Raw genomic sequence first — 22,423 nt, 5'->3', positions numbered from 1 at the left:
AACTCAAAGGCAAAGCCTAATTTTGAAAATGGAGAGTTTTGTATGAAGGAATATATGTGTAAGAAGTGGGAGGAAATACACCAGGATAAGCCTTTGTTCATATCGTTGGTATCGCTTTTAACTTTAGCAGTCATTTTTATTGTGTGGGGATTTGTGATTAATACCCCTGCTTATTCCGTATATGCTGATGGGAAAGAAGTATGCAAGGTAAAAAAGGTGAAAGAAGTTGAGCAGATTTTAGCCGAAATAAAAGAAGAAAAAGAAGGACAGTATAAAACAGAGACTGCATTGATTACTAAATTTGAATTTTGCCGAACTTTTGCTTCGAAGGATCAGGTTCTTGCGGAGCACAGCCTTAAAAAGCAGCTTGAAAAGATAGCCCTTTTTAATGTGAAAGGTGCGGCAATAGTTGTAAACGGGAATCCGCAGGTGTTTTTAGCAAGCCGGAAAGAGGCTGAAAGGGTATTAAGCCGCATTAAAGAAGAAGGTAAGGATTTGGAAGAGGGAGAAAAGCTCTTGGAACTTGCTTTTGAAGAAAATGTGACGATAAAAGAAGAGCTTGTTCCTGCCAATAAGATTGTTTCTCCTGATGAAGCTTATATGCTGATCAAAACCGGGACAGAAAGTCCCGAAAAATACATAGTTAAAGAGGGCGATTCCCTTTGGCTTATTGCCCGCCGAAATAATATGTATGTTGATGACATAATGCGGGCCAATAACCTCAAATCAGAGTATTTACAGCCGGGAGATGAGCTTATTCTGGTTAAAAGCAAGCCCCTGATAAATGTAATTGCAAGGGTTGAAGGAGAAAAAATAGAAGAGATACCTTATGAGACCAAGATAGTTATTGATAAAAATGTTCCTTACAGTGTGAGAGTAAAGCAGAAAGGACAAAATGGGGAGAAGAAAGTAGTATATGTTGCTGTTAAAAAGAATGGAGTTACCCAAGATCGGGAAATAAAACAAGAAACTATTATAAAAAAAGCAGTTGATAAAATAGTAGTAAAAGGAACTAAGGTTATAGTAGCTTCCCGTGGAAGCAGCACCGTAAGGGCTGGAAAACTTATATGGCCTGTTTATGGCACTATTACGAGCCCATTTGGGGCTAGAGGAGGCAGGCATACAGGCGTTGATATTGCTGCCCGCACCGGTACGCCAATAAAGGCTGCTGATTCCGGAACAGTTATTTTTGCTGGATGGCAGGGAGGCTACGGCAAGTTTGTTATAGTTGACCACGGCAACGGAATAGTTACCCGTTATGCACATTGCAACAAGATATATGTTTCTACCGGACAGAGAGTAAACCGGGGAGATGTTATAGCTTCAGTAGGGTCGACTGGAAACAGCACGGGTCCGCATCTCCATTTTGAAACTTTAGTTTACGGGTCTTTTCGTAATCCGCTTAATTTTTTGCGCTGAGGATCGTAGAAGCCCTGGTTTTTGACCGGGGCTTTTATTGTATTATAACTAAAAATGTGGGGAGGAGTTTTTATGGATTATGATGTTGTAATTATAGGGGGAGGGCCGGCCGGACTTACAGCTGCGATTTATACCTGCCGTGCAAATCTTAAAACTTTAGTCTTAGTCGGAGAAGTTTTGGGAGGAAATGCAGCCTTGACCGATAGAATTGATAATTATCCCGGATTCCCGGAAGGGATTGAGGGACCTGACCTTATGGGCAGGTTCCGCAGGCAGGCTGAAAATTTTGGCGCTGAGATAAAGATGGAAGAGGTAGTGCGAATAGAAGATTTAGGAAGCTTAAAAAAGATTGTTGCCGAGACTGGGGAGTATGTTTGTAGAGCAGTTATACTTGCTATGGGAGCAAAAAGAAGAAAGCTTAATGTAAAGGGTGAAGAGGAATTTTTAGGTCGAGGTGTGTCATATTGTGCTACTTGTGATGGAGCTTTCTTTGGCAAGTCCCCGGTTGCCATAGTAGGGGGCGGAGATTCAGCGGTAAAAGAGGCCCTTTATATGGCTGATATTGCTTCTAAGGTATATATAATAAACTGGATGGAAGAGTTTACGGCTAACCAGAAAGACCTTAAGAAGGCTTATGATAATGATAAGATTGAAATTAAAGTAAATAAAGAGGTAACAGCCGTAAATGGAGATAGCTTGCTTACCAGCGTAACTATAAAAGATGTTTTGACCGGTGAAGAGGAAATACTTCCGGTTGAAGGGCTTTTTATAAGTATTGGGCTTACTGCCGCCTCAGATTTTGTTAAAGGTTTAGTGGAAACCGATGAAGATGGCTATGTAATAACTGATGAAAATATGCATACATCTATACCAGGTATTTTTGCCGCCGGCGACATCCGAAGCAAAAAGTGGAGACAGGTGGCGAATGCCGTGGGGGATGGAGCTATGGCAGGAATATCCGTTACTGAATATTTGAAGGAATAGAACCACTATTTGCTTTTCCCCTCCTTTTTTGTTTGATAGTATAATTATTTCTTAGGAGGGAGGGGAGAGAGATGATTAGTTTTTTAAAACCTTTTGCAGGCGGGAAATATTCCCTGATCATTGTTTTTTTGTTGTTGACAGCAATTCTGATCTGGGGAGTTAGAAATAATCAGTTTATTTTAAGGGTTGCAGTAAATCAGGAAATAGCTTTAAAGACCCATGATTTTAAAGAGATTCAAACAGAACATTATACAATAAAATATGCTGAAAAAAGTGAAGGTTCAATAAATCTAATAGTTGAATCAGCAGAAGAGGCCTATGATAAGGTTTGTGCATGGTTTGGGAGAGAACCCTCTTATAAGGCGACAATAATAGTTTATCCAGATGCAGTTAGTTTGGCAGAAAGCTTTGGCTGGGATAAAGATGAAAAAGCCATGGGGGTTTACTGGGCAGGCTCGATAAGGGTGCTATCCCCTGAAGTATGGCTTGGACATGAGGAAATGGAAGAAAGATTTAAAAAAGAAGGTCCTATGGTGCATGAATTTGCCCATTTAATGGTAGATGAAATTACCAATGGAAATTATAACCGCTGGTTTACAGAAGGGATTGCGCAATATGTGGAGAAAAAGATAACAGGATTTGAGTTTTCTTCACCTTTTAAAAAAGGGGATAAGGCAAGATATTATAAATTGTCAGAATTAAGCCGCGATTTTGATGGTTTAAAGCAGGATATTGCCTATTACCAGTCTTTAAAGATAGTGGACTATATAGCTTATAATTACGGAGAAGAAGGAATATTTCGCATTTTGCAGAAACTTGGCAAGGGATATAATTTAAACCGGGCGATTGAAGAATCCCTGGGTGTAAAATATCAGGAATTTGAGCAGAAGATTTATCAAGAATTGCTAAAAAACTAGGGCGAGAGGTGTAAAATTTGGAAAATGTATTGATTGTAGAAGGAGGAACACCATTACGAGGAAGTGTCCGGGTTAGTGGAGCTAAGAATGCTGGTTTAGTTCTGATGGTAGCCAGTATATTAGCTGAAGGGGAAACTATTTTAGATAACATGCCACGTATACGGGATGTAGAAGTAATGATCCAGATATTGAATGAAATCGGGGTAGAAGCGAAGTGGAATGAAAACAGCCTGTCTATATATTCCCCATCCGGAAAGATTAAAACTAAGACTTCTTATGAACTGACTAGAAAACTGAGGGCATCTAATTTATTTTTAGGGAGTCTTTTAGGAAGAGAAAAAGAAGCAGTTATTTCATTACCAGGGGGATGTGATATTGGTTCACGCCCGATGGATTTGCATTTAAAGGGGGTACAGGCTTTAGGGGCGGAGGTTCAAATTGAGCACGGATATATTTATGCCCGGGTTAAAGATCCAAAGGGAAATAATGTTTATCTTGATTTCCCCAGTGTAGGCGCAACCGAGAACATCATGATGATAGCAGTTAAAACTCCCGGGACTACGATAATAGAAAATGCAGCTAAAGAGCCGGAAATCGTTGATTTAGCCAATTTTCTAAGTTCTATGGGGGCTAAAATACGCGGAGCAGGGACTGATGTAATAAAGATAGAAGGGGTAGAAGAATTAAAGCCAGTTCGCTATGCAATTATTCCCGATCGAATTGAAGCTGGTACTTTTATGGTTGCAGCAGCTATTTCTGGCGGGGAAATCATGGTGGAAAATGTTATACCCACCCATATTTATCCTATAATTGCCAAACTGCAGGAAACAGGGGCGATAGTTAAGGAAACTGAATCTGGGATATTGGTAAAGTCAAGAGAAAAAATTCGCCCTGTTGATATAAAAACTCTGCCCTATCCTGGTTTTCCGACTGACATGCAGTCGCAGATGATGGCTTTGCTTTGTCTGGCAGAGGGCTCCAGCGTAATAGTGGAAAATGTATTTGAAAATCGTTTCCAGGTAGTAGATGAGCTTAAGAGGATGGGAGCAAGTATAAAAGTAGAAGGACATACAGCGGTGGTGGAAGGAGTTAAAAAGCTGTATGGAGCTACGGTAAAAGCTACGGATTTACGTGCAGGAGCTGCTTTGATATTGGCCGGATTAGCTGCTGAAGGACAAACTACGATTGAAGATGCAATTCATATATTCCGCGGCTATGAGAATATAGAACAGAAGTTTAATTCATTAGGAGCTAAAATAAAAGTTTATTGATCCTAAAAAAGGGACAGACCTTTAATTGATATATTCAATTAAGGGGACTGTCTTTATTTTTATATTAAAGAATATAATTTCCTTCCTCGCAAAAAATAAGAATAGCTTTAAGCCTTTGATGTGAGGAGGAATATGGTGAAAAAAGAAACTGTTAAAGGGGCTTTTTTATTTGTCATCTGCTTTTTTTTAGGATTGGGAACCTTTGCTGCTATAAATCATTATTTACAGCCTTTTAGCAAACCTATAGCAGGAGAAGAGGCACCTTTTACAGACGGGAAGATAAGTGATGTGGCAGAGTTGGTAAGCCCTTCTATTGTAGGAATCACCAGCTTTAAACAGGAGAGCAATGTTTTTAATCACCGCACTGTGGAGAGTACCGGATCAGGTGTTATTTTAGACCATGAAGGTTATATTGTGACCAACCACCATGTCATAAGAGGTGCGGAAAAAATAATTGTAACCTTGGCTGATGGAAATGAAGAAGAGGCTAAAGTAATTGGAACTGATCCGCGCACCGACTTAGCCCTTATTAAAGTAAAAGTGGATAATCATGTAACTCCTATAATTTTTGGGGATTCAGAAAAAATTAAAGTAGGAGAACAGGTGATAGCAATAGGCAACCCATTAGGCCTTCGCTTTGCCCGTTCAGTTACAGCAGGGGTGGTGAGCGGTCTTAACCGCCTTTTAACTACAGAGGAAGGCTTTCCCTTCCGCCTGATTCAAACTGATGCGGCCATAAATCCAGGAAACAGCGGAGGAGCGCTGGTAAATTTAAAAGGACAGCTTATAGGGATAAATACTGTAAAAATAGCTGCTGAAGGATTTGAAGGTATGGGCTTTTCCATTCCTTCCAATCAGGTTAAAAGGGTGGCTGAAGAACTGAAAAAATATGGGGAAGTTAGAAGAGCAGTTATTGGTATAAGGATCTTGGCAGATGTTTCTAGCGATGCTGCTGAATTTTTCCGGCTTCCTACCGAATGCGGGGTTGCAGTTGATCCTGTACCGGGGGGACCAGCCTTTAAAGCAGGCATAAAGAAATATGATATAATAACCAAAGTGGACGGAGAAAAAATTGAAAGCGGATTGGATTTGCAGGAAAGAATATCTCGCAAAAATCCGGGTGATACAGTGGAAGTTGAATTTATAAGAATACCTGCTGATAAAAACGCTAAAATACAGCTTCATACAGTTACAGTTACCTTATCCGAATAAACTATTTCGAACCGAAACAGTTTTCAATTTGGGGACGGTTCTAAAATTTAAAAGTATTTCGAATCGAAATGGATTTAAAATCGAGAACCGTCCCCAAGTTAAAAAATGAATTGGGGATGGTTTTTTGAAATACCGCATAATATCCGTAGGAAAAATAAAAGAACCTTTTTATGCTGAAGGGGTAAAAGAGTATGCAAAAAGGCTTACACCTTATTGCAGTTTGGATATAGTTGAAGGTTTAGAGGAGAAAATAAGCCCGAAGGCTAAGGAAAGCGAGATAGAAAAGGTCTTAGAAAAAGAGGGAGAAAAGATATTAAACCTTTTAGGTGAAGACGATTATGTAATAGTTTTAGATGTGACAGGGAAACAGATGAGTTCGGAAGAACTGGCACAGTTTATTAAAGAAGTTTCATTTTCGGGCAAGGGGCGTGTAAGTTTTATAATCGGCGGCTCTAATGGCTTAGCGCAAAAGGTAAAAAAGCGCGGGGATTATGTTTTATCTTTTTCCCGCCTCACTTTTCCCCATCAAATGGCTGTTCTTATTTTAGCTGAGCAGTTGTACCGGAGTTTTAAGATTATAAAAGGTGAGCCGTATCATAAGTAAAGCCTTTTTTTTATTTATCTGTATATTTGCCAAAACCTGAAAGGTTAAATTCTGAGAAAGGTATGGCAATTTTTTCGGCAAGCTTTGTCCCTGATTTGCCGTTTTTTTATAAAGTGGTTGTAGTTTATTTTTAAAGAAAATTCCGGATAATCTTTGAAAGTGTTCAGTATTTAAGAATTAATTATATTTGAATTAGCTGCTTTTTATTATGATTATGCTGGTTAACTGAAATTTGCCTGTTAGTGCTTAGATAATTACATATTTTCTTCCAAACACGCTGTGTTTCGAGAAATTCGTTGTAATGTTTTTGGACATTTTGGTGGTAAAGGTCTAATTCTTTAATTATGTTCATGAAGTCTTCTGTTCCGAAATAAGCACAAATTTTGGGCAACGTTATTTCTAATTGCTTCCTAATTCGCTTAATTTTTTCATTATATACATTCTGCTGAGTGATATACAAGAGAAGTGGTTTGTATCTTATCCATCCGACACAGGCACGGTAGAAACGGTTTATAATTCTTTTGGAATCGGCTTTAATGTATTTAAGATTGATAGGCAGAACACCATCGAGTAAATGATTATAAGTGGAAAAGCCATCATGAAATGTATAACATGGCACCCGTAAAACCTTATGTTTGCTGAGGCAGGTGCTCAAAAAGGTGTCTTCGCCGCGGGCACCTGGCGGATTATAAAAGGGTTTGACTTTTTTGGGGTCGGTTAAGTTAATGCAAAGGTTTCCCCCGGAAATAAATTTACAATGGTTTACTTCTTCTACCTCTTTTACAATATTGGTGGTTAGCACCGTTGTATCGGCATATGTAACACCGCCGTTGTTCATTACAGTTCGTATTGAATCCCAGTTTATGATGTCGTTGCTTATGGCTTCTATAAATCTCCGAAAATCGTCTTCTGTTAAGATATTATTGAATTCGATGTAGGGAATAGGAGAGATATATCCACAGTGGTATCCGTGGGTAATATCAGTCTGTCTGATATGCTTTAGATGAGTTTTTAGAACGTGCTGACCGCTCCATATAGCGATAGGCCCTGTTTTTGTCACTGCCATAGGATATTCGTCATCATCTAGAAAAATGAGATAGTCAATATTGTTTTTAATTGCAGTATAGAGGATTGCGTTGCGTTGAAATGCATATCCGGTTCCAAAGAAACGAGATTCGTTTTCTTTAATCACATTTTCTTTTACCAAGTGGGCAAGTTCAAGTTTCATTTTATTTTCATCTATGAAATAAACTTTGTCGATCAGCTCGAGTAGCTCCTGTTTTATTTCTGTGTAATCGCTTGGTTTGGTATTTGTATATTTTAAATCGTAAGCGACTAAAACGTTTAAATGGACCCCCTCTTTTTCAGCTAACCCGGATTCTTTCCAGTTGTATATATAGGTTTTTAGAACATTTTGGAAGGTCTTGCGACCTGTAGCGAAACCTATTCCGACTTTGATATCCCTGTGCTTAGACATCATACCCTCTCCTCCTTGTTTGTTTATAAACTAGTATAATTCAATAAAGTTTCCTGCTTTTTACTCCGGGAGCAGGTAGATATTATGTATATTTATTCAGTTTTTCAGCTATTAATAACAGGAAAAACGGCAAAGGATGGATAGTGAAGGGTTTGTTATTACATCTATCTTTTCTAATTCTGAAAATAGAGGATATGAATTTTACTAAAAATTATGTTGCGGTTTGAATGAAAAAATTTGTTTAAATAGATTTTCCATTTTTTATTCCAAATGATACCTCTCCCCCGTCTATGGTAATATTATACATTTAAGCTTGGGAACTATCAATAGGTTGTAATTTTGAAAAAAGAAGGTTGGCTTAAAGCATTGTGAAAAGATGGATGTTAAGCTGGACAGTAGGGCTGCTTTTCAGATTGGACTATAATGATTCAGTCTAAGCTTAATAAGGGAAAATCATAAAATGACGGGTGAAAATTAAGCAATAGAAGAATGAAGGAATATCACCAGGGAGATAAATACTCCCTGGTCAGACCGTAGACAAATTCCTATTTTGTAGTAAAGAATCCCTATAGAACCTAGTAATTTAGCTGGTTTTAGAAATTCATTTTACTAAAAAAGAGCTTTTTTCGACAGCCTGACACAGCAGAATTTTATCTGCTGTGTGAAAGTTTGAGGTAATAAATATAAGAAGAAAATAATAAACCAAAAGATTAGGGCTAAAGAAACTAGAGTCTTTAGCCCTAATGAGTAATTTGTTAACCGCAGCTGGGACAGGTAGAACAGCCTCCGCCATTTTCTACCTGTTTGTCAGGTGTAATTGTGAGTTTTATGACTTCGCCGGAACGGAAAGATTTTATGGTGAATCCGCCGAAGAGATCAACCAGCTCAGGTTCAACTACGAATTTAATGCCGTCTATTACCTCGCTAACATCGCCTTCTTTTGATCCATCCAGGACCAATATGAACGACATGCCGCCTCAGCCTACCTGGGCATCAATACGCAGTGTATCAGTATCTATATTTTGCCGTTTTAAAAGGGTCTTGATGTCCTCAATGGCTGAGTTTTCTGCTTTTATAACCATGTTTTTACCACCTTTCTTTGTTTAGTGAGGATTATACCCCCTAAGGGTAGTATATATTAATATTTATTATTTAGCAAGCAAACATTTAATAAATAAAATAAAGTTATAAAAATAATAACTTGTTTATCAGTACTTTTTGCTCGGGTTAAGCCGGGTTTTTATTTTGACTCTTCCACAGTTTTGCTGAAAGTATAAGGATGGATTTGGGCAGCTGAAGGCGGTTTTTTGACACTCTCGCGGAAGTTTTACCATATATTGCAAACAGGGGGATAAATATGGAGCGCAACTGGTTTTTTGAATCTGCACTTCCGCGGATATGGATGCTGGCAGCTATGCTGCTTGTTGCCTTTTTGCTCTGGGTAATAAACGAAAACTACAAGGCGATAGAGGATATTTATGTTTATCGGATAACTCCGCTGAAAATGATTATTCAAATGCAAAAGGCAGTCTCCGATCTTAATGCCAATGCACAGGATTTAACAGCAGAACAAAGCCCTGTAGACAAAAAATACCGACTGCAGCGAATTGACCGCAGTATAAACCAGATGCAGAACATTTTAGAAGAAGCAGAAAATCTTTCTAAAAGCGAGCAGGGGAAAAGGCTTTTTTCTGAACTTAAGGAACTTTGCAGTGCTAATATAGTTTTAGGTAAGGAAGTTATGGCATTGGCGGCACAGGGTAAATATGAAAAGGTTAAAGAGATACAAAAGTATATGGCAGAAAATACTGCTAATATTTTGGTGATTTTGGATAAGCTGGTTTTAGTTATTGAAATAAGAGCAGCGGAAAAAATGGCAGATAATAAAATACTTACCTTAACTTCGCAAATAAGTTCCTTTTTAGGTTTACTGCTCCTGCTTATAGCCCGAACGGCAGGCGGAAAAAATATTTCATTAAAGGATATTGGAGCCATGATGAAGACATCAGGGAAAGAAACTGTTAATAAAGAATAGAAAAAGAAAGAAGAAGAATTAATAGCTAAATAAGAATTTATTTATAATAGATTATCCTTATCTTATTATATATAGTCTAATTCTGCAGATTATTACAAAATGTTTTTTTATCGACTTAGCGTAAAATTACCTTGGGAAAAATAACATAAAAAACAAAAAGAGAATCTTCCCTTTGAAAAAATAGGAATTACAACAAAAAACTAACCATCAAAGGAGAAGAAACTCTTATGAAAGCTATTATACAAGAAATCACAGAAATAATCAGGGAAAAATTTTCGGAGGAGTTACAGAAACTTTTTACAGAAGTAAGAGATATATCTGAATTCATAATGGCTACCAAAACAATGCTAGATGGGATATGGGTGAAGCTTGTAGCCGAGGAGATGGAGCGCCTTGGATAAAAAACGACTTGGGCTGGATCAAAGGCAGTATTTATGTGCTGGATCGTTATCATCTATCAAAATATGTGACACAAGCAACAGCGCATATGGCAGACATTACCCCTATTATGTGGAAGCATATTAATAATGGTGATAAAAAGAAAGTGAAAGAACTTTTTTCTGCAATCATTAGCGCAACCGAAACGGAGACAAAGAAAAAAGCTGTTCAAGAGGCAAAAAAATACATACTTAAGAACTGGGATGGCATAAGAAATCAGTATAAGTCAGACTACATAGGATGTAGCGCTGAGGGGCATGTTAGCCATATTTTATCAGCAAGATTAAGCTCAAGACCACTAGGATGGTGTAAAACAGGAGTAGACCAAATGGCTAGATTAAGAGCCTTTGAAGCTAATGGTGGTGTAGTGTATGATCTGTTATTAGCTAAAAAAAGAAGGCGCTTAGAAAAGCAAGAAATCTAAAAATGGATCAGGAAATCTTAAAGAAGAGAAACCTGGTTGCAACAGATGAAACCTTTGGTAACCTAACAATCTTAAATATAGGTAAGAAAACAACAACTTCACAATTTTTAAGATCAATTAGAACTGCTTAGTCATTAAAGGGGATATTCTATTTTTTTAAAACCCAAAGTATCTTGACGCGATCTTTTATCGAGGAAGGTTTTTGTTTTATTTCAGCATGTTTTAACATTAGGTTCTGAAATAGATGTTGGAGTGGGAGAAAAATAAAAAGCATTTAGTCGAATACCAACAGAGGGCAAACTACACTTGTAAAAGGAAATATTCTTTCAAATGCCAGATTAACTTTATTAAATACAATGTTTTTGGTTATAGAAAATTTTCAAGATTTCGATGTATTGTTCTGCTGATCTGACTATTAGCAGAGAACTTTTTAATAAAGTCGTCTTTATACTAACTTGATATTGAATATTTTAGAGATCAGATAAATGAATTTATTTTTAAAATATTTTTTGTTATATTTTAGAAAAGGCTATATATTTTTGGAGGGAATGTAGTGGAAAAAAGGACTTTACTGGAATTGTTAGAATGGGATAGAGAGGATAAACTTGCTCTGCCTAATTTTCAAAGGGATTATGTTTGGAAAGAAGAGAATATAAAGCAGTTGATTGCTTCTTTTTTAGTTAAATCACATATCGGCACTTTTTTATTAGTGGAAGGCAAAAAAGGGGATTTTGCTTCCCGTCGTTTATGCTTTCCTAGATTGGAGTATGAACCGAAGGAGCAATGCTATTATCTTTTAGATGGACAGCAAAGATTGTCTACTTTAAGAGTGGTATTTGACGATATTTTTAAGTTTGAAAGAAGAGATTGGAAAGAAAATTGGGAGAATACATACAAAAAATTAAGGACTAGATGGTTTTTGAGGATTAAGCCTGATTTGGAAAAAGGAGAAGAAGATATTTTTGGGTGGGATAATTTAAATTTTTATGATTTATCAAAGTTCGAACCCCAGGATGTGATAGATTTTGTTGAATACAAGTCGATCAAAAAGACTAGGGAAACCGACAGTTGGTATCATCCTGCCCGCTTTTCCGGGGTAGAAACAGAAAATATCAATGAGATATTGCTTGAAATAGCTCGTGAGGCAGTTGGGTATAAGTATTTGGTTCCTTTATATACCCTTTATGAAGATTCAATTAATGATACTAACGAATCTCTTTTATATTGGGCATTAGATGATATAGCTAGCAGAAGGGTGAAGGAATTGCAGGCCGAGGTGAAAGACGGTAAGAAAGACATAGTAGAAATTTTGAAAATAGTTGACCCTAAAATAAAAGAATATGTTACAAACAATGAAAATGAAAAGATTGAAAAGGCATGGCTGCGTTTGCAAACTCGGTGGGTTGAAGCAGTAAAAAATTATCTGCGTTCTTTATTAAGGCAAGAGATATTTGTAATAATCTTGAATGATTTACAGAAAGCTGTTTCGATATTTGAGAATATAAATAAAGGTGGAACTCCTTTGAGTGTTTATGATTTGGTTGTAGCTAAAGCGGCAAAAAATAACGGATTAGCGGCTAGTAGGGTGAAAACAGCAGATGATGATTTTGAAGAAGATGAAGATATTTTAAAAAGTTCTTTAACCAACCGAATAATAAATTATCTTAAAGAAGATTTTGAATTGTCTGAGGCAGTTCGAGAAGGAATAAGTATAGCTGGGTATGAGGATTATTGTAAATGGAATGCTGCGAAAATGATGAATGTAGTCAGTGAAGATAATACCTTGAGCAAAGTAATACAAAATCAGTATTTGAATCTTCTTTCCATAACAGTTAACTGTGGAGAAGATATAAGCAGAGTAAAGGTTGAATATATCAAGAAAGCTAGTATATTAAGGTTAAGTGGGGAGCAGATTAACAAAAATACTGAATATATTATAAAATCACTAGCTAGAGCTTTAGCTTTTCTCCATTTCCGTTGCGGTATTTTTAATATAAATGAAATGCCTTATGAACTTATGTTTATTCCTATTGCTTTTTATTTGGGTAATGATAGCAATTGGGAGGATATCAAGGTTATAAGAAGGCTTGAATATTGGTATTGGGTTTCCCTGTTTGGAGGAGCATACCGCGAAAATCAGAATTTTCGGGTGATAGAAGATCTAAAAAATTTAAATCAATTTTTGCATATATTTAGCATTGATGCTGATGACAGCTATTTAAAAAGCACATATGAAAAAGTTCTTAATTATCAGGGATATTCTAGTCGTGAAGTTTTAATGCGTAGGGAGGAAAAGACTCCTGTTCCGGGAGCAGTCGAGAAAGCTATTCTTCAGTATATTTTAAGTAAGGAACCGCATGATTGGAATAAAGGAGGAACAGTTAGATTAGGGCCCTGGATGGCCGTTTCTGAAGATTTACATATGCATCATATTATACCTTTAGGAAGTGTTACCAAAATAGGAGAAAGCGCGGATAAGCTGAGAAAAGATAAAAGTCATATTTTAAACAGTCCGCTTAACAAAACCTATATTACTAAATCTGCCAATAATAGGATAAAGAACAAATCAATAGATGATTATTATAAAGAATTTGAAGAAGTTAAATTTTATGAGCACTTTGTGCCTCCAATTAAAGGATATAATGATAAGAAGAGTATGAATTTTTATAAAGCTTTTCTTGAAGAGAGATTTAATCTACTGCAAAACGAATTGAAAAGTGAACTGGCTTTTCTCATTGCATAGATGTTGTGCTGCTATTCCTGTGCTTTTTAAAGACCAGATTTTATAGGGAGGGTAATTTTTTGTGGTGCAAAAACTGCCATACAGAAGTATACGGAGATGTTTGTGTTTTTTGCGGAGGACAGGTTGAGCAGGAGGTACCGACTGAGATCTTTTGGTGTGATAGATGTAAAGTGCCGATTGTGTACAGAGCTAATGATGTTAAGAAAAATTACTGTTCATTATGTTCTGCACCTGTGAGATATTTAGCTGCAGATATAAGACCGGTTTTCCCTGAAGAAAGGCTTTGGCTGGAAATACTTTTGGAAAAACCTTTTGCATATATAGAAAATTCAGTATGGTGTTCAGAAAACAGGTATTATATTGACGGCAAACCTAAAATTGTAAGAAGAAATATGTTTAAAAAATTTCCCTATGAATACATAGCTGAACAATTAGAGTTGAATCAGGGACAGAATACTTATTATTATTTCGAGCTTTTTAAAGAAAGATGGACAGAAGCAAATCGCGAACATTTAAACAGTTTAAAAGAAGAGGCTGTTTATTTTATAAATTCAGCTGCAGCAGCTTATCCGCCTACCAATATAGTTGTTTCATTTTCAGGAGGGAAAGACTCTACTGTGGTATCCGATTTGGTGGTAAAGGCTTTGACCAATCCTTTTCTGGTGCATATTTTTTGTGATACAACTTTGGAATTGCCGCAAACCTTAGAGTATGTGCAGAGATTTAAAAAAGATAATCCGCAGGTAATATTTAAGACGGCCAAAAATAAAGAACAGAATTTTTATGAAGTTTGTCGTGAAATAGGTCCTCCTGCCCGTATGCTGCGCTGGTGCTGTTCTATGTTCAAAACCGGACCGATCAATAGGATATTTAATAATTTGTATCGGGATGAAAAAGTATTAACCTTTTACGGAATTCGCAGATCAGAGTCGGCAAGCAGAAGCAAATATAACCGTATTGAAGGAGATTCTGAGTATTTAAAGATTCGCAAGCAAACCGTAGCTTCTCCGATATTTTTTTGGAAAGATATAGATGTTTGGCTGTATATATTAGCTGAGGGTTTAGATTTTAATGATGCCTACCGCTTAGGTTATGAAAGGGTAGGATGCTGGTGCTGTCCAAATAACAATGAAAGGGCGCAGTTTTTATCTAATATTTATATGCCGGAAAAGGCCAAAGAATGGCGGGATTTTTTGATTAATTTTGCTCGGGAAATTGGCAAAACGGATGCGGAAGAATATGTCGATTCTGGGAACTGGAAAGCGCGTCAGGGAGGAAGAGGACTTAAGGCGGCTAGAGATGTAAAGATTAAGTTCAGCAGCTGCACCAATGAAGAAAATGCCAGGATATATCAGCTGAATAAGCCGATAACAGAAAATTTTATAACTTTATTTTATCCTTTTGGCAAGGTTGCTGAGGAATTAGGGCGCAGATTGATTAATGAAATAATAATATTGGATATAAATTCTAAAGTTCCTATTATTTCTATTCAGCCTTTAGAACAGAATGGGCAAAGGAATGCAGTAAAAATAAAAACTATGAATGTTAAGGATCATGAAGATCTGCAGAGAATGATAAGCTATCAGATCCGCAAGTATAATGCGTGCAGAGAATGTCTTAAATGTGAAGCACTATGCCAGTTCGGTGCCATTTCCGTTACTAAAAATCAGGGATATTTTATAAATGAGGAAAAATGCAGAAGATGCCGCATGTGTGTTACTGCTAAGTATTTGGACGGCGGCTGTCTTATGTCTAAATATCTCTATTTAAGGCAGGAATAATTTTAAAAGGAGATTGAAGCAAAGTGAGTAGTTATAAATTCAGGGGGCATGAAACTTTTTTTATCCGCAAAGGTTGGCTTTATAAGGGTTTGAAAAATGTTAAAGAAAGACCGGATGTATTTGTGAGCAAAAGCCAAAATCCTATGGATATTTTAGGAATAGGAGCTAATATGGTAAAATCTTTGCGCTACTGGATGCAGGCAGTAGGACTGACGAAAGAAAAGGCTGCTGGGGTTAGAACTCAGCAGCCGACTAGATTAGGGGATATTATTTGGCAGTATGATCCTTGTATGCAGGAAACGGGAACTTTGTGTCTTTTACATTATAAGCTGGCAACTAATAAGGAAGGAGCTACTTCCTGGTATTACTTTTTTAATGAATTTAAGCTTAAGAGCTTTAAAAAGGAGGATTTTATAACTGCTTTAAGCAATTATGTTAAGTTGGAGATTGGCCAGGAGATTGCGGGAAGTTCTTTAGAGAGTGATTTTGAATGCATCATAAATACTTATTTGTCTAAAAGCAGGATAAATGCAGAAAAAATAGATCCGGAGAATAATATTGACTGTCCTTTCAGGGAGTTAGGGCTTATTAGTTTGGCTGATAAAAAAGAAAAGATTTATAAAAAAGAAATACCGGCTAAAGAAGTTTTGCCTCCTTTAATAGTTTTAGCGGTAATTTTAACTCAAGCAGGCACCCAAAGAGAAATCGAAATAAAAAAGCTGCTCAATGAACCTGGAAGTGTGGGAAGAATTTTTAATTTGGATATTGTAACTTTAAACCATTACCTATTTGCTTTAGAAAAAATGGGCTATATTAAGGTGATCAGAACCGCAGGGCTAGATTTGGTGAAAATTTTAAGTGAGCTTGATTTTTATGGATGTATTGAAGCATATTATCAAGATATAACTGGTAATAGTAATGACTAGCTTATTTAGTATCATGTAAGTGGGGTAGAAAAGCGATGAGTAAAAGTATATTAGAAAAAGCCGTAAAAACCTTAGAAGGTTTTCAGTATTCGGTCAACATTGCTTATGATTTAGATGATATTGCGAAAATAAAAGATTTTATCCCTACTGTAGCTTTGGTTGAACTTTTGGAAAGTATTTTTTTAAGCACTTATTACATAAATTCTAACCAAAGAGCTAGGATATTAGTAGGGCCGTATGGAAAAGGCAAATCGCATTTGATTTTGGTTTTATTAGCTCTACTGTCCAAAAAAGATTTAAGTATTTTTGAGGATTTATTAAAAGAAATAGCTGAATATAATCAGGAGTTTGCTGCTTTTTTAAGGGGTTATATAGAAAGTGAAAAAAGATTTTTGCCGGTAATTGTCCAGGGCAGTTATCATGACTTATCACAAGCCCTTTTGCTTGCTCTGCAGAATGCTCTGCGCCGAGAAGGGCTTAATGATATAGTTTTAAAAACTAATTATAGTGCGGCCTTAGAAATGATTGAAAAGTGGAGAACCGAATATCCTGAGACTTATCAAAAGTTTTTAGAGGACATAGGAGAATCAGCTGCCGAGTTCATACGAAGATTGTCTGTTTTTGACAAAAAGGCATATAAACAGTTTGTAGATATATATCCGTCTTTAACGGCCGGGAGCATTTTTAATCCTCCCTTGGGTTTTGATGTGATAGATGTATATGAAGAAGTAGGGGAGCAGCTTATTTCTTATGGTTATGAAGGCATTTATATAGTCTATGATGAATTTGGCAAATATTTAGAAGATAATATCAGCCGGATTTCTGCGGAAGAGATGAAACTTCTTCAGGATTTAGCGGAAAAGTGCAACCGAAGCCGGGAGAATCAGCTACACTTGCTGCTTATAACCCATAAGGACATTGCCAACTATATAGATAAATTGCCTAAAGCCAAGGTCGACACCTGGAGGGCTATTACTGAAAGATTTAAGCATGAGGAAATTAAAGACGATTTTTACGAAACTTATAAAGTTATCTCCAAAGTGATAAAACATGAACCAGGTTTTTTCGATGAGTTTTGGTTGACAAAAAAGGAAAAAATTACAGAAGTGGTAAGTTCAGTAAAAGAAATGCAGGTTTTTTTAGAAATGGATGAAACTGCTTTGCAGGAGATGGTTTACAGGCTTTATCCTCTTCATCCTGTTTCTGCTTTTGTTTTAGTGGGTTTAACCAATAAAATAGCTCAAAATGAGCGGACTTTGTTTAGTTTTTTATCTGCTGATGAAAAAAATACTTTGCCTTATTTTCTGAAGACAGCAGAAGGTGATTTCCCTCTAATTACTCCCGATTATGTTTATGATTATTTTGAACCTTTGATTAAAAAAGAGATATATACCAGCGAAATATTCAGGAAGTTTTCAGCAGCCCAGAGAATACTGAACCAGTTAGAAAAAAATTCCTTAGAAGCCCAAATTGTCAAAACTATAACTTTGATAAACCTGGTCGACAGATTTGATCGGCTTTCTCCTACGGCGGAAGTTATTATAAATATATTTAAAGAAAAAGTTAGTGATCCTAGAGAAATTGCGACAGCTTTATCTAGGCTGCAGGAAGGGTATAGGGTTGTTTATGTCAGAAAAAGCGATGGATATTTGGTGTTAAAAAATCCGGCAGTGGCAGGTTCAGTAAAAAATGAAATCGTCGACATGGTAGAAAAAGTAAAAGGAAGCTATAGAGTCAGAGATGTTTTGAATGAAGCCTTGAGTGAAAATTATTTTTATCCGGTAAAGCATAACAATGACAAGCAGATAGTTCGGTATTTTGATTTTGTTTTTTTAGAAGGGAAGGAATTATTAAGCTGTAAGGATTGGGAGAAAAAAATAGCTGATGTAAGAGGAAGCGGAGTTGTATATGGAATTATCCCTAAAGATGAAGATGAACTTGCAGCTGTTCATGATTTTTTGTGTTTAAGCAGGGTAAAACACAAAAGAATAGTTTTTATTGTTCCGCGGGAATTTTATGATATAGAAGCGGTAGCTTTTGAATATAAAGCTGTAGATATTCTGCAAAAGGAAACAGCGGATGATTTAGAACTTAAAGAGGAATATGATTTTTACAGAGAAGATTTGGAAAAAGCGATAAAAGGATTTATTAATATTTATTTTTATCCTGAGCATCAAAAAGCTTATTACTATTATTGTGGTGAAAAGAAAAATATTTACACTAGGGCTCAGTTCTATGATCATTTGTCTCGTATCTGCGATGATATTTATAAATATACTCCCATTATAAATAATGAAGTAGTAAATAAGGACGTTATTTCACCGGTAGCTTTTAAGAGCCGGACTAAAGTGGTAAAAGCTCTTTTAAAAGACAGGTTGGAATTTAATTTGGGATTAAAAGGTAATGGTTTGGAAGTTTTTATAATGCGCACTACTCTGATGAATTTAGGAATTTTGCATAATGAAGACGGACAAACTTTTTTGAAATTGGAAAATATTGAAGAAGATAATCTGCAAAAGGTTTTAGAACTTATAAAAGGGTTTTTTATAAGCAGCAGTGCAGATAATCCTAAGAATTTTCGGGAATTGTATGATAAATTGACTTCTCCCGATTTTGGAATAGGCTTAAAAAAAGGAGTAATACCTATTTATATAGCAGCAGTTCTCCATTTTTTCAGAAGATATGCGGTAATAACCAAAAATGGGAAAGAACTGGAGATAACGGCAGATTTGCTGAACAACATAAATGAAAATCCGCAAGAATACTGGTTTTACTTGGAAGAATGGAGCGAAAGCAAGGAGAGGTATATATTAGGGTTAGAAGCTGTTTTTGCCAGCTATATAAATGAATTAGAAAAGGAATATGGAAATTTTTCTTATATATTGAAAGGGATGCAGAGGTGGTTTGTATCCCTGCCACTTTATGCCAAGAAAATGGAAAAGATTTATATGGGAGAAGGAAAGTTTGTTCCTGTAGATAAAAGACATTTAAAATTTGTAAATGAAATTCGCAAGCCGGAAATTAACCCGCGGGAATTTTTGTTTGGCAAAACTTATAAAATACTAGGTGTGCACGACACAGAACCTGAAAAAATAATAGAAGAAATAAGAAAAATCAAGGATTTGTTAGATAATGCCAAGCAAGATTTGGCAGTTAAATTAACTCACGATATGAGAAAGATTTTTGCAGGGCAAAAGCAGGATAAAAGCTTGGTTTCAGTATTAAAAGACTGGCATGAAGGTTTAGATGTTTATACCCAAAATCATTTATTCAGCAGTAATGAAGACAGAATTTTAAAAATTATAAAAGAGTATGAAGGGGATGATGAGCTTTTAACAGAGATGATTGCGAAAAATCTTGTAGGGCTTAGGATAGAAGAATGGAATAGTGAAACTGTAATAAGCTTTTTAGATGCGGCAAAAAAGTTTAAAGAAAAGGTAGAGGAGCAGGATGAAAAATATAAGAAAAAAGCAGTTCCCTGTCTGAAAAGCAGATACAAAATCTGCTTTATAGATGAGTCAGGAAAGGAAGAAGTAAGGATTTTCAATAAAACTGATTACAGTCAAATAGGCAGGCTTCTTTACAATGAGATTATTTCATCCCTAGAAGATTTTGGAACTTCCCTCAGCCAGGATGAAAAAAGACAGATTTTAGTAGAAATTTTAGAAAAGCTTTGTTGAATTTTATCTTATTGGAGTTGAAATTATGCCTTATTTTGATAATGCGGCTACTACTTTCCCTAAACCGGAAGCAGTTTATGCTTTTATGGATGCCTTTTACCGACAGTATGGGGTAAATGTAGGCAGGGGGCAGTATAGGTTGGCTGACGAAGCAGCTAAATTGGTTGAAGAAACTAGAGAAATGCTGCTCAGCCTGTTTAATTGTTCCCAGTTAGGAGAGGCAGTTTTTATGCCTTCAGCTACTATTGCCCTCAACCTTATTTTGCATGGAATTATTTGTCAAAAGGGAATTAATGTTTATGTTTCTCCTTTTGAACATAATGCGGTAATGCGAGTTTTATACCATTTGCAGAAGATATACAGTATAAACATTGAGATCCTTAAAGTGGATCGTGCTAGTATGTGTTATGATTTGGAATCTATACATAATCAGATGACGGAAAAGAAGCCAGATGTGGTAATCATAAGCCATGCCAGCAATGTATGCGGACTTATTGCTCCGGTAGAAGAAATATTCAGTTTTTCTAAAAAAATGGGGGCAGTTAATGTTTTAGATATGGCGCAGACAGCCGGACTTTTGTCAATTGATTTGAGCCGTATTGAAGCTGATTTTGCAGTTTTTGCCGGGCACAAAACTTTATATGCTCCTTTTGGGGCAGCCGGATTTATCGTAAAAAACAGCATTAAGCTGCCTCCTCCTTTTTTCTACGGAGGAACCGGAGTTGACTCGGCTAATTTGGATATGCCTGATACAGTTCCCGAAAGATATGAAGCAGGTAGTTTAAATATTACAGCTATCGCGGGTCTTAATGCAGCTTTGAAATGGATAAATGATGTAGGGCTTGATAATATAAGGCTTAAAGAAAGCGAAAACTTTAAAAAGCTAAAAGGTTTATTGCAAAAATATGGCAACATAGATATTATAGGATTGGGAAATATAGAAAATCATGTCGGGATTATATCCTGTGTTTTTAAAGAATACAGCAGTGATGAGATAGGGAGAATTTTATCTAAGTTTGATATTGCAGTTAGAACCGGTTTGCACTGTGCCCCTAAAGCCCATCAGTTTTTGGGGACTTACCCGGCCGGAACGATGCGCTTTAGTGTAGGTTATTTTAACTGTGAGGAAGATTTTTCAGCTTTAGATGAAGCACTAGAGTATATTTATGATAATTATTAAGTATTTAATAGAAGTTTTGGGGGCGGTAAGATGAGCTTTAAAGAGCTTAATATAAAGAAAGAGTACCGCACTTTGCAAAATAATATAGTAAGAGATTTTTATATCCCTGTACTGAACACTTCGGTTTTTTATAAAAGAGCAGTAGGCTATTTTTCTTCTACTGCTTTTGACTTATTTAGAAGAAGATGAGCTGGAATTATACCGCAGACTTTCGCGGGAGATAGCTAAATGTTATACAAAAGATAAAGAAGGCAGCTCCAAATTGGATGAAAAAGGGTAAAGACTTCTGATAAAACGAGGGCGTTTGGTAGCAGGATCTAGGAAGAAGATTGAAAAGCTAGAAAAGATAATGCAGAGTTATCGGGATAAAACCCACATGTTAGTTTACTGCGGAGCTGCAAGTTTATACAGGTATGATTTTTATGAGCATGATTACGAAGAGGAAGAAAGACAAATTGAAGCAGTTATCAATTTGCTAGGTAATAAACTGAATATGAAAGTAGCAAAATTTACGGCGCAGGAGTCTATTGAAGAAAGAATGGTTTTAGAAGAAAAGTTTGCTGAAGGACGTGATTTGCAAGCTTTAGTTGCTATAAGGTGTTTAGATGAGGGAGTAAATATTCCTGCTATAAGGACAGCTTTTATTTTATCAAGTACTACTAATCCTAAAGAATATATCCAAAGGCGGGGCAGGGTTTTACGCTTAGCTGAAGGGAAGGATTTTGCAGGAATATATGATTTTATAACTTTGCCGCGTGATCTTAGTCAGGTTCCCTTTTTAGGGGAGGAAGAAAGAAAACAGGATACAAGTCTAGTTAAAAAAGAACTAGAGCGCGCGGAAGAATTTGGGCGGCTAGCAATTAATAGAGTTGTAACTGACATGCTGATCGAGGAAATTATGGATATTTACAAAATTTTAATTTGGAACTGTTAACTTAAAATGATGAAAAAACTCACGCAATCATAGAAAACCAGCGATTATGTTTAAATTTTGGTGTAAAACCAGCTGCGAAAGAGTTAACTCTAGCACAGCCACACCAAGGGCATTTAATGTTAAGGTGTTTATGTCGATTTGCTTCAGGGACAAATTGAGTACGGCATTTTTTACAGCAATATTTTTGACGACCTTTATAATCGCGGCCGTATTTCCAAAGAGAATTACTTGAACACTTAGGACAGGATAAGTTACCCATTTTCGTAGAACCTCCTTTGTTTATGTTTGGGGGTGAAGCTGGTAACTTACACCAACAGCATAAACACTGGGGTTCTACGATTGCAAATATGATTTAAGTTAACAGAACTACATTAAAACAGGGAGTGAAAAAACAGAAG

General features: G+C 36.3%; 18 protein-coding genes. 16 read left to right on the top strand and 2 right to left on the bottom strand.

Annotated elements, in window-relative coordinates; all coding sequences use genetic code 11:
* The first annotated feature begins 42 nt into the window (after positions 1 to 42).
* The 6 genes from H0Z36_RS08785 to rlmH all read left to right on the top strand — a co-directional run bounded on the left by H0Z36_RS08785 (position 43) and on the right by rlmH (position 6,407).
* Positions 43 to 1,419, top strand: coding sequence for a M23 family metallopeptidase (locus H0Z36_RS08785; protein ID WP_296865565.1), 1,377 nt, complete (start codon positions 43 to 45; stop codon positions 1,417 to 1,419).
* Positions 1,420 to 1,491: 72 nt separating this feature from the next.
* A complete protein-coding gene (trxB, locus tag H0Z36_RS08780; RefSeq protein WP_296865562.1) occupies positions 1,492 to 2,403 on the top strand; it encodes a thioredoxin-disulfide reductase in 912 nt (303 codons plus the stop codon).
* Positions 2,404 to 2,474: 71 nt separating this feature from the next.
* Positions 2,475 to 3,320 (top strand): peptidase MA family metallohydrolase, encoded by an 846-nt coding sequence (locus H0Z36_RS08775; protein WP_296865560.1) that lies wholly within the window; start codon positions 2,475 to 2,477, stop codon positions 3,318 to 3,320.
* A 17-nt stretch (positions 3,321 to 3,337) separates the two neighbouring features.
* The gene (gene murA / locus H0Z36_RS08770) at positions 3,338 to 4,591 is read left to right on the top strand and encodes a UDP-N-acetylglucosamine 1-carboxyvinyltransferase (protein ID WP_296865558.1); all 1,254 of its coding nucleotides are present in this window, start codon (positions 3,338 to 3,340) and stop codon (positions 4,589 to 4,591) included.
* A gap of 132 nt (positions 4,592 to 4,723) precedes the next feature.
* Positions 4,724 to 5,803: a trypsin-like peptidase domain-containing protein gene (locus H0Z36_RS08765; protein WP_296865556.1), complete on the top strand. Its 1,080-nt coding sequence runs from the start codon at positions 4,724 to 4,726 to the stop codon at positions 5,801 to 5,803.
* 124 nt (positions 5,804 to 5,927) lie between these two features.
* Entirely contained in the window at positions 5,928 to 6,407 is a 480-nt protein-coding gene (gene rlmH / locus H0Z36_RS08760; RefSeq protein WP_296865554.1) for a 23S rRNA (pseudouridine(1915)-N(3))-methyltransferase RlmH, read from the top strand.
* A gap of 181 nt (positions 6,408 to 6,588) precedes the next feature.
* Here rlmH and H0Z36_RS08755 read toward each other — a convergent pair whose 3' ends face one another.
* A complete protein-coding gene (locus tag H0Z36_RS08755) occupies positions 6,589 to 7,887 on the bottom strand; it encodes a hypothetical protein (RefSeq protein ID WP_296865552.1) in 1,299 nt (432 codons plus the stop codon).
* A gap of 752 nt (positions 7,888 to 8,639) precedes the next feature.
* Positions 8,640 to 8,855: a hypothetical protein gene (locus H0Z36_RS08750; protein ID WP_296865550.1), complete on the bottom strand. Its 216-nt coding sequence runs from the start codon at positions 8,853 to 8,855 to the stop codon at positions 8,640 to 8,642.
* A gap of 386 nt (positions 8,856 to 9,241) precedes the next feature.
* On the opposite strand from H0Z36_RS08750, the gene H0Z36_RS08745 reads away from it, so the two are divergent.
* The 10 genes from H0Z36_RS08745 to H0Z36_RS08700 all read left to right on the top strand — a co-directional run bounded on the left by H0Z36_RS08745 (position 9,242) and on the right by H0Z36_RS08700 (position 22,025).
* Complete coding sequence (locus H0Z36_RS08745) at positions 9,242 to 9,919, top strand: MCP four helix bundle domain-containing protein (protein ID WP_296865548.1); 678 nt, start codon at positions 9,242 to 9,244, stop codon at positions 9,917 to 9,919.
* Between the two features lie 227 nt (positions 9,920 to 10,146).
* Entirely contained in the window at positions 10,147 to 10,320 is a 174-nt protein-coding gene (locus H0Z36_RS08740) for a hypothetical protein (RefSeq protein ID WP_296865547.1), read from the top strand.
* Positions 10,321 to 10,328: 8 nt separating this feature from the next.
* A complete protein-coding gene (locus tag H0Z36_RS08735) occupies positions 10,329 to 10,781 on the top strand; it encodes a UPF0236 family transposase-like protein (RefSeq protein WP_296865545.1) in 453 nt (150 codons plus the stop codon).
* Positions 10,782 to 11,334: 553 nt separating this feature from the next.
* On the top strand, positions 11,335 to 13,524 hold the full coding sequence (locus tag H0Z36_RS08730; protein ID WP_296865543.1) for a DUF262 domain-containing protein: 2,190 nt from the start codon (positions 11,335 to 11,337) through the stop codon (positions 13,522 to 13,524).
* A 59-nt stretch (positions 13,525 to 13,583) separates the two neighbouring features.
* Positions 13,584 to 15,305, top strand: coding sequence for a phosphoadenosine phosphosulfate reductase family protein (locus H0Z36_RS08725; protein WP_296865540.1), 1,722 nt, complete (start codon positions 13,584 to 13,586; stop codon positions 15,303 to 15,305).
* A 23-nt stretch (positions 15,306 to 15,328) separates the two neighbouring features.
* On the top strand, positions 15,329 to 16,231 hold the full coding sequence (locus tag H0Z36_RS08720) for a DUF4007 family protein (RefSeq protein WP_296865537.1): 903 nt from the start codon (positions 15,329 to 15,331) through the stop codon (positions 16,229 to 16,231).
* Between the two features lie 35 nt (positions 16,232 to 16,266).
* Positions 16,267 to 19,911, top strand: a complete 3,645-nt coding sequence (locus H0Z36_RS08715; RefSeq protein WP_296865534.1) for a hypothetical protein — start codon at positions 16,267 to 16,269, stop codon at positions 19,909 to 19,911.
* Positions 19,912 to 19,936: 25 nt separating this feature from the next.
* Complete coding sequence (locus H0Z36_RS08710) at positions 19,937 to 21,091, top strand: aminotransferase class V-fold PLP-dependent enzyme (protein ID WP_296865532.1); 1,155 nt, start codon at positions 19,937 to 19,939, stop codon at positions 21,089 to 21,091.
* A gap of 30 nt (positions 21,092 to 21,121) precedes the next feature.
* Positions 21,122 to 21,280, top strand: a complete 159-nt coding sequence (locus H0Z36_RS08705) for a hypothetical protein (protein WP_296865530.1) — start codon at positions 21,122 to 21,124, stop codon at positions 21,278 to 21,280.
* 115 nt (positions 21,281 to 21,395) lie between these two features.
* On the top strand, positions 21,396 to 22,025 hold the full coding sequence (locus tag H0Z36_RS08700; RefSeq protein WP_296865528.1) for a helicase-related protein: 630 nt from the start codon (positions 21,396 to 21,398) through the stop codon (positions 22,023 to 22,025).
* Positions 22,026 to 22,423 lie beyond the last annotated feature (398 nt).

This window comes from Thermosyntropha sp. (genome assembly GCF_017656155.1).
In the GTDB taxonomy this organism is placed as follows: Bacteria; Bacillota; Syntrophomonadia; order Syntrophomonadales; family Syntrophomonadaceae; genus Thermosyntropha.
This window is presented reverse-complemented; position numbering and strand designations above follow the sequence as displayed.